The organism is Arthrobacter sp. NicSoilC5, assembly GCF_019977395.1.
Classification (GTDB): Bacteria; Actinomycetota; Actinomycetes; order Actinomycetales; family Micrococcaceae; genus Arthrobacter.
This window is the reverse complement of record NZ_AP024660.1, coordinates 130,806-144,599: the sequence shown is the minus strand read 5'-3', so window position 1 is coordinate 144,599 and position 13,794 is coordinate 130,806. Positions and strand designations below refer to the sequence as shown.

Annotated in this window: 9 protein-coding genes; 5 read left to right on the top strand and 4 right to left on the bottom strand. The window is 67.5% G+C overall.

Annotated features, from left to right (window positions below):
* Window positions 1-36 precede the first annotated feature (36 nt).
* From LDO22_RS00625 to LDO22_RS00615, 3 genes are all read right to left on the bottom strand, one after another.
* Entirely contained in the window at window positions 37-1,380 is a 1,344-nt protein-coding gene (locus tag LDO22_RS00625) for a DUF4192 domain-containing protein (protein ID WP_224025698.1), read from the bottom strand.
* Between the two features lie 103 nt (window positions 1,381-1,483).
* Window positions 1,484-2,830, bottom strand: a complete 1,347-nt coding sequence (locus tag LDO22_RS00620) for an MFS transporter (RefSeq protein ID WP_159632195.1) — start codon at window positions 2,828-2,830, stop codon at window positions 1,484-1,486.
* A 51-nt stretch (window positions 2,831-2,881) separates the two neighbouring features.
* Window positions 2,882-3,820 carry a PAC2 family protein gene (locus LDO22_RS00615; RefSeq protein ID WP_224025697.1) on the bottom strand — a complete coding sequence of 313 codons (939 nt, stop codon included), beginning with the start codon at window positions 3,818-3,820 and terminating at the stop codon, window positions 2,882-2,884.
* 256 nt (window positions 3,821-4,076) lie between these two features.
* On the opposite strand from LDO22_RS00615, the gene LDO22_RS00610 reads away from it, so the two are divergent.
* The 5 genes from LDO22_RS00610 (at window position 4,077) to LDO22_RS00590 (ending at window position 10,151) form a co-directional block, all read left to right on the top strand.
* Window positions 4,077-5,600: a leucyl aminopeptidase gene (locus LDO22_RS00610; protein ID WP_224025696.1), complete on the top strand. Its 1,524-nt coding sequence runs from the start codon at window positions 4,077-4,079 to the stop codon at window positions 5,598-5,600.
* 253 nt (window positions 5,601-5,853) lie between these two features.
* Window positions 5,854-7,236 (top strand): dihydrolipoyl dehydrogenase, encoded by a 1,383-nt coding sequence (gene lpdA / locus LDO22_RS00605; protein ID WP_224025695.1) that lies wholly within the window; start codon window positions 5,854-5,856, stop codon window positions 7,234-7,236.
* A gap of 114 nt (window positions 7,237-7,350) precedes the next feature.
* Complete coding sequence (gene sucB, locus LDO22_RS00600) at window positions 7,351-9,084, top strand: 2-oxoglutarate dehydrogenase, E2 component, dihydrolipoamide succinyltransferase (protein WP_224025694.1); 1,734 nt, start codon at window positions 7,351-7,353, stop codon at window positions 9,082-9,084.
* Window positions 9,085-9,231: 147 nt separating this feature from the next.
* Window positions 9,232-9,585: a hypothetical protein gene (locus LDO22_RS00595; RefSeq protein WP_224025693.1), complete on the top strand. Its 354-nt coding sequence runs from the start codon at window positions 9,232-9,234 to the stop codon at window positions 9,583-9,585.
* A gap of 137 nt (window positions 9,586-9,722) precedes the next feature.
* Window positions 9,723-10,151 (top strand): OsmC family protein, encoded by a 429-nt coding sequence (locus LDO22_RS00590; protein ID WP_018761077.1) that lies wholly within the window; start codon window positions 9,723-9,725, stop codon window positions 10,149-10,151.
* Between the two features lie 81 nt (window positions 10,152-10,232).
* Here LDO22_RS00590 and LDO22_RS00585 read toward each other — a convergent pair whose 3' ends face one another.
* Window positions 10,233-13,754: a S41 family peptidase gene (locus tag LDO22_RS00585; RefSeq protein WP_224025692.1), complete on the bottom strand. Its 3,522-nt coding sequence runs from the start codon at window positions 13,752-13,754 to the stop codon at window positions 10,233-10,235.
* Between the last annotated feature and the right edge of the window lie 40 nt (window positions 13,755-13,794).

Below are 13,794 nucleotides of genomic sequence, written 5' to 3'. Positions count from 1 at the left end.
CCTCCGCCTGCGCCTGCCCTCCGCGTCCAGGGCCTCCTACCCGCCAGCCTGCTCCCCCGCACCTTCCTCCGGGCTTTCCTCCCGGAACTTCTGCCATGCAGCATCCTTCCGCGCAGCCCAGCCGCACAGTGTTCCCCTGCCCACGAGGTCCAGCAACAGCTCAGCAAGCCGGTAGTCCGGTTCAAGTTCAAGGGCCTGGCCCAGATAGCCGGCCGAATAGGATCCGCGGCCCCGGCACCATGAAACCCAGCCCTGAAGGGTCAGCGCGGCAACGGCCGGACGGCCGCCCAGCACAGCCAATTGCCCAAGGACCCGGTCCAGCGCGTCCAGGCACTCCCAGTCGGGAACGTCCGGCGCCAGGCCCATCAGGACCTCGCCGTATCCGGCTGGCGTGGGGCCGGAAGTGCCCCGGGCGCCCTGCACCAGGCGCAACCGCCGGGGTACGGCAGCCGGGTCAGGCGTGCCGGCAGGTTCGTCCCGCATGCCGTTCCCGGGTGCCCGGCGGCCCGGGAAGTTCACCGGAGGCAACAGAGGCAGCGGCACCACTGCGGCTGCGCCGCCGTCCGCACCCGCATCCTGAAGGACTCCAAACTGTTCGGCTCCGGCTTCCGCAGCGCTGCGGCCGGCCGCTGCCATGACCAGCACAGCATCGCGCCAGGTGGGACAGAGCAGCGTGGCACGCAGGAATGCGTCGCGCTCAACGTCGGGCACCCACGGCCCTGCCTGGGACCGGTCCAGCAGCAGTTCCCAGAAGTCGAGCACGGCACTGAACTGTGCCCTGCATCCGGACCTGCCGCCAAGCTCCTCCTCCCAGGTGGCCTGTGCCTCAAGGACGGCGGCCAGATGCATGGCGGGGACCGCCGTCGCCGGGCCGCGGCCTGTCCGGGGAGCCGGGCCAACGCTGCTGCCCCGGTACACCATCTCAGCGTTCAGCAGGCTGTCCCTGATCTGCTGTACGGGGCGCCCAGGAACCGGGCAGCACGAAGGATCGGTGCATGACGCGTCGCGCCAGTAGCGGTCTCCCACAAACCAGGCATCGCGCACGGGCATTCCACCGTCGGCAAGGGCCGACTGCACCGCGGAGATCAGGTGGTCGTAGGCGGACGGCCGAACCATCCGGGCGTCGCTGGTGAAAACGGCCAGCAACGAGCCGTCAGCGTCCCGGTCTGCCTCAAGGTAGCCGCGGACGGCGCGGGCGAACCCGGCCGGGGCTGCCTGGATGTCCCGTCCGGGAAGGTCGAGCCGCAGCGTGGCGCCGAGCCTGGTGCCGTGCAGCGTCATGGCTACCAGGCTGGAGACGGGCCAATATCCCAGTGAGTGTGGGATGAAGCCAAGGATGTCTTCCGGACCGCGGACTGTTAATCGTTCTGAAGCTGTCATGGCTCCAGCTTTCGCCCGGACTCCGGCCTTCCGTAAGGCGATTCCCCGCGTAAGTGGACAAGTCTGCCCCCGGGCGGTCAAAACCCGGCCTGTGCAGGAGCAGTCAGTCGTCCGTAGGCGTTGTCTGGCGGCGGCGCGCCAGGCTTTCCCGGCGCTGCCGGGCCAGGGCGCTGCGCAGTGGCGGCACCACGATCCCCTGGTCGGCCATCTGCCGCCGTACCTTCCGCCGGCAGGCCAGGATGGCGGCGGCACCAAAAGCCAGGAGCAGGAACTGGACGCTCAATGCCAACCGGAAGGGATCCAGTCCGTACAGCACCCCCTGCGAGAAGCCGGAGGCGTAGAGGACGTCGAGCACCAGGCCGATCAGGAATATGGACACCAGTGCCGCGATGAAGCCGCCGACGTTGACGATCCCGGTGGCGGTGCCGATCCGGTGCGCCGGGTTGAAGGTCCGGGCGAAGTCGAAGCCGATCATCGATCCCGGGCCGCCGATTGCCAGCACCACCACCAGGCCGGCCAGCAGCCACAGCGGAGCGCGGCCGGGCAACAGCAGCACGGCGGCCCAGGCTGCGGCGGTGCCGCCGGCGATCAGCAGGACCATAGTGGAACGCCGCAGCGGGTGCCGCGAAACGAAGCGCCCAATGAAGGGGCCCACCGCCATGGCGGCAGCGACGTAGAGCGCCATGAGGGCGGCGACGGTTCCGGCGTCCAGGCCCTGGCCGGAGATCAGGAACGGATAGCCCCAGGTCATGGCAAACACGGTGCCGGAAAACTGGATGGTGAAGTGGCTCCACATGCCCAGGCGGGTGCCGGGCTGGCGCCACGCACGGGCCAGCGACGCTCCGGTGGCCCGGAGGCCCTGCCGCGCGTGAGGCCTTTCGGTGCCCGGCGGAGCGTCCTGCAGCAGCAGGACGACCAGTACGACGGCGAGGGCGGACATCCCCGCCAGCATCAGGAACGCAGGGGTCCAGCCGGAGAGATGCAGGACCAGCGCGAAGGGCAGGACACTGAACAGCTGCCCCAACTGGCCGGACATGCCGGTCAGCTGGGTGACCAGGGGAACGCGGGCGGGAGCGAACCACAGCGGAATGAGCCGGATCACGGAGATGAAGGTCATGGCATCTCCGGCTCCCACCAGGACGCGGCCCAGGACGCCCCCCGGAATGCTGTCGGCAAAGGCCAACTGCAGCTGCCCGAGTCCCATCAGGACCGCGCCGCCGGCGATCATGGCCCGCGATCCGAATCTGTCCACCAGCAGGCCCACGGGGATCTGGAGACCGGCGTAGACCAGCAGCTGCAGGACGGTAAAGAAGGAGATGGCGGACGCGCTGGCGTGGAACCGCTCCGTGGCCTCGAGTCCCACCACGCCGAATGAGGTCCGCTGCGCCACGGCCACCAGGTACCCGAAAATTCCAATGGTCCAGATAAGCCAGGCGCGGGGTGCAGTCACCACTTCATTATGCCCGGCGCGTGCGCGCACCCCGGATGCTGTGACGCCGCGCTACTGCCCGGGGTTCTCCCTGGCCAGGTAGGCCTCCACGGCGGCACCGAGGTCGTCGGCGTCGGGAAGCTCGTCGTTCTCGTTGGCCAGCAGCGACCTGCGCACCATGCCGTCCGCCTTCTCGTCGTACCGGGTTTCGAGGCGGGAAACCACCTGCTGGACTTCCTCGGACGCCTCGATCTGTTCGGCGATCTGGCGGCTGACCTCGCGGCCCGATTCGCGGAGCCGGTCAGTGGGCAGCATGAGGGACGTCGCAGCGCCCAGGTATTCCAAACCGGCGACGGCGGCGGTGGGGTACTCGGCTTCGGCCAGGTAGTGCGGGACATGGATGACGTATCCGGCAACATTGCGTCCCGCCTCAACAAGGCGGAGTTCCAGGATGTGGCCCACAGCGGCAGGAACTTCAACGGTGGGCTTCCAGACGGAGATGCCTTCGATCAGCTCGGGCCGGTTTCCGTGCACGGTCACGCCTACCGGGCGGGTGTGCGGCACGGGCATGGGAATGGAGTGGATCCACGTGACCAGGTTGACGTCGAGCTTCTCCACGATGTTCACGACGGCGCGGGCGAACCGTTCCCACTGCAGGTCGGGTTCGAAGCCGGCCAGGAGGAGGAAGGGCTTCCCCAGGCCATCCACCAGCCGGTAGAGGGCCAGCCGGGGCTCCTGGTAGTCCTGGATGTGGTCTTCGACAAAGCTCAGGTGCGGCCGCCGGGACCGGTAGTCGATCAGCTGGTCCGCGTCGAAGACCGCAACGGGCTGCGCGTCGAGGGAGTCCAGCAGTTCGGCGTTGATCTGCTTCACCACGTGGCCGGCGTCGGCAAACCCGGTGAAACCCATGACCATGTTCAGCCCCTGGAGTTCAGGGCTGTGGAACAGCTCAATGTTGCTGGCATAGAGCGCGTCGGGGTCCAGCAGGGAGCCGGAAATCCGTTCAAGCACGGCATGTTCCTTTCAGGGGTGCGGGTGGACATCATTCATAACGCGGCAGGCGCACCGGGCATTCCGCCGGCAGGTGTGGCGCACCTCTCAGGAAATTCTCCGGCGGCACCGCGTAAGGGCTACGATCGGAACTGGCCTGCCAGGCGGGCTTGCATCCACCCCGGGACCGTCCGGAACGGCCGGATCCGGGCCACCATGGCAGAGCGCCCAACATGCATCCCTGCCCGAACATTTCGAGAATTGAGGACTCATCCCTGTGGTCAAGAATACTGAAGTCAACCTTAGTACCGTCTCGCGGGACCTTAAGAAGAGCCCCAGCGACGCAGTGGTCATCGGGGTGGGGCAGGGAGCCGATGGCCCGGTCCTTCTGGACAACCCGTTGACGGCGAAGTCCGCGGAGGCACTCGCGGACTCGCTCAAGGCACTTGGGGTGACCGGTGCTGCCGACCAGCTGGTCCGCCTGCCGGGCCTGCCCGAAACCGGGGCAGGCATCCTGGTCCTCGCCGGCGTCGGCAAGGTTCCCGCCGCCGGAACGCTCACGGGCGAGTCGCTCCGCCGGGCAGCGGGGTCCGCCGTCCGGCAGCTGGCCGGCCTGGCCACGGTTACCCTGGCATTCCCCACCGCCGGGGTGCAGGACGTCGCGGCGGTCGCGGAAGGTGCCGCACTGGGCGCCTATTCCTTCACCGAGTTCCGTTCCTCGACTGACGGGCTGAAGGATCCTGTCCGCAACGCCGTGATTTTCACCGAACTGGCGGCCAGCGCGGACCTGGACGCGGCCCTCAAGCGTGCCGGGCACGTTGCCAAGGCCGTGAACCACACCCGCTCCCTCGTCAACACGCCGCCCAGCCACCTCTACCCGGAATCTTTCGCGGAGGCCGCCAAGGAACTGGCCAAGGGCCTGCCCGTCAAGGTGACGGTCTGGGATGAGAAGCGCCTTGAGAAGGAAGGCTTCGGCGGAATCATGGGCGTGGGCAAGGGCTCCACGCGCCAGCCCCGCCTGGTCAAGGTCGAGTACGCCCCCGCCAAGGCCACCGCCAAGATCGCCCTCGTCGGCAAGGGCATCACGTTCGACACCGGCGGAATCTCGCTCAAGCCTGCCCTGAACATGGGTGACATGAAGAGCGACATGGCGGGCGCCGCCGTCGTCCTTAACACTGTCCTGGTCCTCGCCGGCCTGGGCCTGCCGGTCAAGGCGACCGCCTGGCTGTGCATCGCCGAGAACATGCCCGGCGGCGGCGCCTCACGCCCCGCGGACGTACTGACCATGTTCGGCGGCAAGACGGTGGAGGTGCTCAACACCGATGCGGAAGGCCGGCTGGTCATGGCGGACGGCATCGTCGCTGCCAGCCGCGAATACCCTGACGCGATCATCGACGTCGCCACCCTCACCGGCGCGCAGCTGATCGCGCTGGGGAACCGCACCGCGGGAGTCATGGGCTCGGACAGCGTCACGGGGGCGCTCAAGGCAGCGGCTGACCGTGCCGGTGAACTGGTGTGGCCCATGCCCCTGCCGGAGGAACTGCGCCCCACCCTCGATTCCCAGGTGGCAGACCTGGCCAACATCGGCGAACGGCATGGCGGCATGATGACCGCAGCCGTGTTCCTGCGCGAATTCGTGGGTAAGGACAAGGCAGGCGAACAGATCCCCTGGGCGCACATCGACATTGCAGGACCGTCCTTTAACAACGGCAGCCCGTACGGCTACACGCACAAGCAGGGCACCGGATGCACCGTCCGTACCCTGGTGGCCTACGTGGAGGACATCCTGGCCGCCGCCTGAGAACGGCTGCAGCCCCGGTGCCACGCGGCTCTGCGGCCAGGTGATTCCTGTGCCACAGAGCCGCGTGACACTGGACACAAGCGCTCCACAAACGCAGCGCCAAGGTGGAGCATGGATAGGTGGTTCGCTAAGGTGAACCACGGTAGTCACAAATGCAAGAGAGTTGCCCTGCTGACATAATCACGGCAGTGCAAGTTCCAAGACCAGATGATGCGCGCTGATCGCGTCATCGTTCACGCGAGGGAGCGTTTTAGTGGCCGATCAGGCAACTGCGCAAGAATTCGACATCCTGGTACTCGGTGGCGGCAGCGGCGGATACGCTGCAGCGCTGCGTGCGGTACAGCTCGGCCTCACCGTCGGCCTCGTGGAGAAGGGCAAGCTGGGCGGCACCTGCCTCCACAACGGCTGCATCCCCACCAAGGCCCTGCTGCACTCCGCAGAGCTGGCCGACCACGCCCGTGATTCCGCCAAGTACGGCGTGAACGTCACCCTCGACGGCATCGACATCAACGCCGTCAACGCGTACAAGGACGGCATCATCGCCGGCAAGTACAAGGGCCTGCAGGGTCTCATCAAGTCCAAGGGCATCACCGTCATCGAGGGTGAAGGCAAGCTCCAGGGCACCGACACCGTCGTGGTGAACGGCACCGCCTACAAGGGCAAGAACATCGTCCTGGCCACCGGCTCCTACTCGCGCACCCTTCCGGGCCTCGGAATCGGCGGCAAGGTCATCACCTCCGACCAGGCGCTGACCATGGACTACATCCCCAAGAGCGCCATCATCCTGGGCGGCGGCGTCATCGGCGTCGAATTCGCCTCGGTCTGGAAGTCGTTCGGCGTGGACGTCACCATCGTTGAAGGCCTGCCCTCCCTCGTTCCCAACGAGGACGCCACCATCATCAAGAACTTCGAGCGTGCCTTCAAGAAGCGCGGCATCAAGTTCTCCACCGGCGTCTTCTTCCAGGGCGTGGAGCAGAACGACGACGGCGTCAAGGTCACCCTGGTGGACGGCAAGACGTTCGAAGCAGACCTGCTGCTCGTCGCCGTCGGCCGCGGCCCCGTCACGGCCAACCTGGGCTACGAGGAAGCCGGCGTCACCATCGACCGCGGCTTCGTCATCACCAACGAGCGCCTCCACACCGGCGTCGGCAACATCTACGCCGTCGGCGACATCGTCCCCGGCGTGCAGCTGGCCCACCGCGGCTACCAGCAGGGCATCTTCGTGGCCGAGGAAATCGCCGGCCTGAAGCCTGTTGTGGTCGAGGACATCAACATCCCCAAGGTCACCTACTCCGAGCCCGAAATCGCCACCGTTGGCTACACCGAGAAGGCTGCCAAGGAAAAGTTCGGCGACGACCAGGTCCAGACCCAGGAATACAACCTGGCCGGCAACGGCAAGAGCTCCATCCTGGGCACCTCCGGCCTGGTCAAGCTGGTCCGCCAGAAGGACGGCCCCGTGGTGGGCGTCCACATGATCGGCGCCCGCATGGGCGAGCAGGTGGGCGAGGCCCAGCTGATCGTGAACTGGGAAGCATACCCCGAGGATGTGGCGCAGTTGCTGCACGCCCACCCCACCCAGAACGAAGCCCTCGGCGAAGCGCACCTGGCGCTGGCCGGCAAGCCGCTGCACGGCTAGTTCCCACCAGCATTACCAGGCCTGGTGCACCCGGTCGCGCAGACCGGGTGCACTAGGCTTCCAACAAGGCAGCAATCATTCGCACTAAAGATCAATAAGGAGAACGGGGACGACATGTCTGAATCCGTTAACTTGCCCGCCCTCGGTGAGAGTGTCACCGAAGGAACCGTCACCCGCTGGCTTAAGCAGGTAGGTGACCGGGTAGAGGTGGACGAGCCGCTGCTCGAAGTCTCCACCGACAAAGTAGACACTGAAATCCCCTCTCCTGTAGCTGGCGTGATTGAAGAAATCCTGGTCGCTGAAGATGAGACCGCCGAGGTAGGCGCACCGCTGGTGCGCATCGGTGACGGCTCCGGCGGCGGTTCCGCCCCGGCCGAAGAAGCTCCCGCGGCCGCTCCGGCACAGGAGGCTCCCGCACAGGAAGCCCCCGCTGAAGCAGCGCCCGCACAGGAAGCACCTGCCCAGGAAGCGCCCGCCCAGGAAGCTCCGGCTGCCGGCGGCGAAAGCCACGAAGTAACCCTCCCCGCACTGGGTGAGAGCGTCACCGAAGGCACCGTCACCCGCTGGCTCAAGGCCGTAGGCGACTCCGTCGAGGTCGACGAGCCCCTGCTCGAGGTTTCCACCGACAAGGTTGACACCGAGATCCCCTCCCCCGTTGCCGGCACACTGCAGGAAATCCGGGTCAACGAGGACGAGACCGCCGAGGTTGGTTCCGTACTTGCCGTTATCGGCTCCGGCGCCCCCGCTGCCGCGGCTCCGCAGGCTGCGCCCGCCGCTCCCCAGCAGGAAGCTCCCAAGCAGGAGGCCCCCAAGCAGGAAGCCCCCGCTCCGGCGGCGGCACCGGCCCCCGCCGCAGCTCCGGCGCCCGCCCCGCAGGCTGCCCCGGCAGCCCAGGAAGCCGCGCCGGCTGCAGGTTCTGAATCCGGCTACGTCACTCCCCTGGTCCGCAAGCTGGCAAACCAGCACGGCGTGGACATCTCCTCACTGTCAGGCACCGGCGTTGGCGGCCGCATCCGCAAGCAGGATGTCATTGCCGCCGCCGAAGCCAAGGCTGCCCCGGCAGCGGCTCCGGCAGCAGCCCCTGCCGCTTCCGCCCCGGCCGCGTCGGGTGCGGCAGCCTCGTCGCTGCGTGGAACCACCCAGAAGGCTCCCCGCATCCGCCAGGTCATCGCCCGCCGCATGCGCGAGTCCCTCGAGGTCTCCACGCAGCTCACGCAGGTGCACGAAGTGGACATGACCAAGGTCGCCAAGCTGCGCGCCCGTGCCAAGAACTCGTTCCAGGCACAGAACGGCACCAAGCTGACCTTCCTGCCGTTCATCGCCAAGGCAGTGGCCGAGGCCCTCAAGCAGCACCCCAAGCTCAACGCTGCATACGACGAGGACAAGCAGGAAATCACCTACCACAACGCCGAGCACCTGGCGATCGCCGTCGACACCGATAAGGGCCTGCTGGTCCCGGTCATCTCCGACGCCGGCAACCTGAACCTCGCCGGACTGGCCGGGAAGATTGCCGATGTTGCTTCGCGCACCCGCGACGGCAAGATCGGTCCGGACGAACTGTCCGGCGGCACGTTCAGCATCACCAACATCGGTTCGGTGGGCGCACTGTTCGACACCCCGATCATCAACCAGCCGCAGGTTGGCATCCTGGGCACCGGCGCGATCGTCAAGCGCCCCGTTGTGGTTGCCGACGAAAACGGTGACGACTCGATCGCCATCCGCTCCATGATGTACCTGTCCCTGACGTACGACCACCGCCTGGTGGACGGCGCCGACGCGGGCCGGTTCCTCCAGACCCTGAAGGCACGCCTCGAAGAAGGCGCCTTCGAAGCGGACCTGGGGCTGTAACAGCCAGCCACGAACGACGGCGGCGGGTGCCAACGGTGGGATAACCACCGGCGGCGCGCGCCGCCGTCGTTGTTTAACAGGCACCCGGCACGGGTGGACAGCGTGGCTTTGCTACGGGCTGTAGAACTGACTGGCTAAGCTGGAGCCATGACTATCCTCTTTAACATCCTGGTTTTCCTCCATGTGGTGGGCGCGGCCATGATCGTGGGCTACTGGATCGCCACGATGCGGACCCCCACCGTGCACCCGCGCCAGCGTGATGGCGCTTTCCTGCAGCTGCTCACCGGCATCGCCATGATGGGCATCCTTCCGTTCCTGCCGGACAAGGACCCCAACTACGCCAAGCTGGGCATCAAGTTCGTTATCGCCATTGTGGTTGCCGTCCTGGCTGTGATCGGATCCCGCAAGGTCAAGAAGGGTGAGCCGGTCTCCACCGGACTCGCGCACGGCGTCGGCGGCCTGGCCCTGGTCAACATCGCCATCGCCACGATCTGGCAGTAACGGCCCCGTCCGGACCGCCGGTCATAATCCTCTGAGAGCGGATTATCCGTGCATGGCAGGTGCCGGATCCCTAGGATGGGAAACGGTGGGCCCGGCCATGCTGCCGGACCCGGACCGAATCGACGTTGAGGAGAGACATGGCTACAACACGCAACGCCCACACCGTATGGACCGGAAGCCTGACCGAGGGCTCGGGGAACACCACCCTGGACAGCTCGGGCCTGGGAACCTTCGATGTCACCTGGAAGGCCCGCACGGAGGCTGCCGGCGGAAAGACCAGCCCGGAAGAGCTGATCGCAGCCGCCCACTCGGCTTGCTTCTCCATGGCCTTCAGCCACGAACTCAGCCAGGCGGGCTTCACGCCGGAAGAGGTCAACACCAAGTCGGAAGTTGGCTTCCAGCCCGGAACCGGCATCACCGGCAGCCACCTGACCCTCAACGCCCGTATCCCCGGCATCTCGGAAGAAGACTTCCAGCGCATTGCCGAGGCCGCCAAGAAGGGCTGCCCGGTGTCCCAGGCCCTGGCCGGCATCGAAATCACCCTCGACGCCACGCTGCAGGCCTAGGCCGCACGGCCCCGCACAACACCAAAGGCCCTGCCCTTCCGGGATTCCGGAAGGGCAGGGCCTTTGTTGCTGCCGGTGAGGTCAGCCGTCCTGCCGGCGCGCCGGCAGCGGAGCAGGCAACAGTTTCCGGTAGCCCGAGCGGGCCGGAGGCCGGTCAGTGGGCAGTTCCTGGATCATTTCCTTCAGCGCACCGATGCCGTACTCCAGCTGGGGATCCCGTCCGGCAGCGTACGCGTGCGGCGGGTAGGTCACCTCGATGTCCGGATCAACGCCGTAGTTTTCCACGCTCCAGCCCACGCCGCCGCTGAACCAGTTGGCGTAGCGGGGCTGGGTGACGCCAGTGCCGTCCGCCAGCGTGAAGCGGTTGTCGATTCCAACAACACCGCCCCAGGTGCGCGTTCCGATCACGGGGCCGATGCCGCGCAGTTTCGAGACCTGGGTGATGATGTCGCCGTCGGACCCGGCAAATTCGTCCGCAAGGATGATCACGGGCCCCCTCGGCGCGTGGTGCGGGTAGGTGCGTGGCTTCTCCCCGCGCGGCATGCTCCATCCCGTCACCTTGCGGCCGATGAGTTCAGCGACAAGCTGCGAGGTGTGTCCCCCACGGTTGCGGCGCACGTCGACGATCAGGCCATCGAACGCGGTTTCCGTGTCCAGGTCCCGGTGCAGCTGGGCCCAGCCGTTGGCCATCATGTCCGGAATGTGCAGGTAGCCGAAGGTTCCGTTCGACGCCTCCCGGACGGTCCGCCGGTTGCCCGCCACCCATTCCTGGTACCGCAGGCGCTCCTCATCCTTGACAGGCACGACGGCGACCCGGCGCTGGGTGCCTTCAGCACCGCCATGCCCGGGCCCGTTGAGAAGGGTAAGCTCCACGGCGCGGCCGGCAGCCCCGACCAGCTGCATGGCGGGTGTGATGTTTTCGGACAGCGGGACGCCGTCGACGGCCAGCAGGATGTCCCCCGCCTTGGCGCCGACGCCCGGCCTGGTGAGTGGGGAGGTGGCCAGCGGGTCTGAGGACTCGCCCGCCAGGATGCGGGTGATCTCCCAGCCGCGGGCGGTGTGCGTGAGGTCGGCGCCGAGCCTGCCTTGTCCGCGGCTGCCGCGTTCGGTGACGGCGGCAGGGCGCACGTAGGCGTGGGAGGTTCCCAGTTCGCCGTGCAGTTCCCACAGCAGGTCCACCAGGTCGTCATGGGACCCCAGCCGTTCCACCAGGGGCCGATACCGGGTGTGGATGAACTCCCAGTCCTGGCCGGCCATGTCCTCGGTCCAGAAGAAGTCGCGCTGCAGGCGCCAGGCCTCGTCGAAAGCCTGTCCCCAGACGCTCAGCGGATCCATCAGGACACGGATCCGGCCCAGGTCCACCTTGACCACCTTGCCGGATTCCTCATCCGCCTTGGCGTCCGACGGAACCACGGTCACCTGCTTGTCGGCAACGATCACCACTTTGCTGCGGTCACCGGAGAGGCGGTAGCTGTCCACGGAGTCCACCAGGGTTGCCTGCTTGCGCCGGGCGATGTCGTACCGGACCAGGCTGGGACGGGCGTCCTTGTCCTCCTGGCTGGCCTTTCCGTCGCCGGTGACGCCCGCCAGGACGGAGTCGAGCCAGAGGAGTGCCCCGTCAACGGCCTTCAGCGAGCTGTAGTTGCCCTGCGGCACGGGAACGCCGATCACGCGGTGGGCCAGGCCCTCCGCGTCCACCGTGACGGCAGGCACGGCATTGTCCCCGGCCTCGTCTGCGTCCGTGGATTTTGCGTCCGCGCCGGCGTCCGGTTCCCCGCCCGCGGGATCAACCGAAGGGCCAAAGGGCGACGGCGTCTCAGCCGTCAGTGCCACCAGGTACGGCTTGATGGGGCTGGGGAAGGAAAGGTCGAACGAATGCCCGTCGTACACGGGGTCGAAGCTGCGGTTGGACAGGAAGGCAAGGAATTTGCCGTCCGGCGTGAAGGCCGGGGAGGCGTCGCGGAAGCGGCCGTCGGTGACATCTACGGGTTCGGCGTCGAGCCGGTCCACGGTGGCCAGGCGCAGCCGGCTGCGCGAACCGAAAGAGGTGACAGGCTCCGACCATGCCAGCCAGCGGGAATCGGCGGACCAGGCCAGTTCCGAGATACTGCCTTCCCCGATGCTGGCGACCTGTGTGAGGTCTCCGCTGCGGGTGTCCACGACGAACACGTCACCAAAGGAGGTCCCGAGGGCAACCCAGTGGCCGTTGGGGCTTGCCTCCAGGGAACTGGCCCGGGACGGCGTCGGGACGGTGATGCCTGGCCCCGCCGTGGTTGCCTGGGCGTCAGCCACGGGTGCTGCGGCCTGTGGCGCCACGTCCGCCTGCTGCTCGTCATCGGAGGGAACGTGGACCGTGGCGGCCGCCGGCGCCTTGGCGCCGGACGCCGGAACAGGCTGGGGAAGGCTGACCGCTTCCGCGTCCTCCCCGCCGGTGGCTGCCGCCTCCGCGGAAGCGTTGGCCGCAGCAGTCGGGGTGTTGTTCGGCGCGTCCACCTTCCCGGCAGTGTGCGGGACGGGTGTGGCGATGTCCTTGATCTGCAGTGCTTCCACACCGTCGTGGTCGGCGATGTAGGCGATGCGGCCGTCCCCCAGCGGCCTGGGCAGCCGCCCCCGGACGCCCGGGGTGGCCTCGATGATGCGGGACGGACCGTCCTTGTGCCGCAGCCAGTGGATGGTGCCGTGGGACTCCACCGCACTGGCGGCACCCGCAGTGTCCGGTGCCACCGCGCCCAGGTGCTTGACGGCGTCGAGCAATGCGGGGCGGCGGGTCTGTGAGGCGGAGCCGAGGGTGATGTCGAGCTTGACCGCGTCTGCGGCAAGGCCGTGGAGGACCCAGAGTTCGCCTGCGGATTCGAAGATCACCCGCTTGCCGTCCGTGGCTGCATGCCGGACGTAGAAGTCCTGGTGGTCGGTGTGCCGGCGCAGGTCCTTGCCGCTGGGAAGCACCGAATACAGGTTGCCGTAGCCCTCGTGGTCTGACAGGAAGGCGATCCGGCCCTCCACCCACAGCGGATCAGTGAGGTTGCCGTCGAGGTCCGGCAGCAGGCGTTCGAACTCGCCGTTGCCGTCGCGGTCGATCCACAACTTTCCGGCCGTTCCGCCGCGGTAGCGCTTCCACCACGCCGGCTCACGGGAGAGCACGCTGGCCAGCACTACAGGGCGTTCGTCGCCTACCTCGGGACCGAAGGCAACGGACTCCACCGGCCCGTACGGGAGCTCCTGGGCCCAGCCGCCCTCAAGCGGAACGCTGTAGGCGTGGGTGTGCCGGCTCTCAGCCTGGCGGAAGGCGCTGGTCACCACCACGGAACCACCGGTGGTGAACCCCTTGACCTTGGTGGTGCTGTGGCCAAAGTAGGTGAGCTGCCGGTACCCGCCGCCGTCCACCTGTGCGGACACTACCTCCGGCGCCGTTCCCTGGACTACGGTCCACACCAGGCGCTTGCCGTCCGGGGTGAATCGCGGGTTGCGGGCAGGAAGCTGGAGCGAGGAAACACGCCAGGCGCGGCCGCCGTCCAGGGGCGCAATCCACACGTCATCCTCGGCCACGAAAGTGACCAGATCGCCGTGCAAATGCGGGAAACGGAAGTAGCTGGAAGAGGTCATCGTTCGATCATAGTCAACCCCCACCCGCCCCGCGGGAGAT

Excerpts from the sequence above, each read along its gene's own strand:
- LDO22_RS00625 (WP_224025698.1), bottom strand. The coding sequence starts at position 1,380 with ATGACAGCTTCAGAACGATTAACAGTCCGCGGTCCGGAAGACATCCTT.
- LDO22_RS00585 (WP_224025692.1), bottom strand. The coding sequence starts at position 13,754 with ATGACCTCTTCCAGCTACTTCCGTTTCCCGCATTTGCACGGCGATCTG.
- LDO22_RS00595 (WP_224025693.1), top strand. The coding sequence starts at position 9,232 with ATGACTATCCTCTTTAACATCCTGGTTTTCCTCCATGTGGTGGGCGCG.
- sucB (WP_224025694.1), top strand. The coding sequence starts at position 7,351 with ATGTCTGAATCCGTTAACTTGCCCGCCCTCGGTGAGAGTGTCACCGAA.
- LDO22_RS00590 (WP_018761077.1), top strand. The coding sequence starts at position 9,723 with ATGGCTACAACACGCAACGCCCACACCGTATGGACCGGAAGCCTGACC.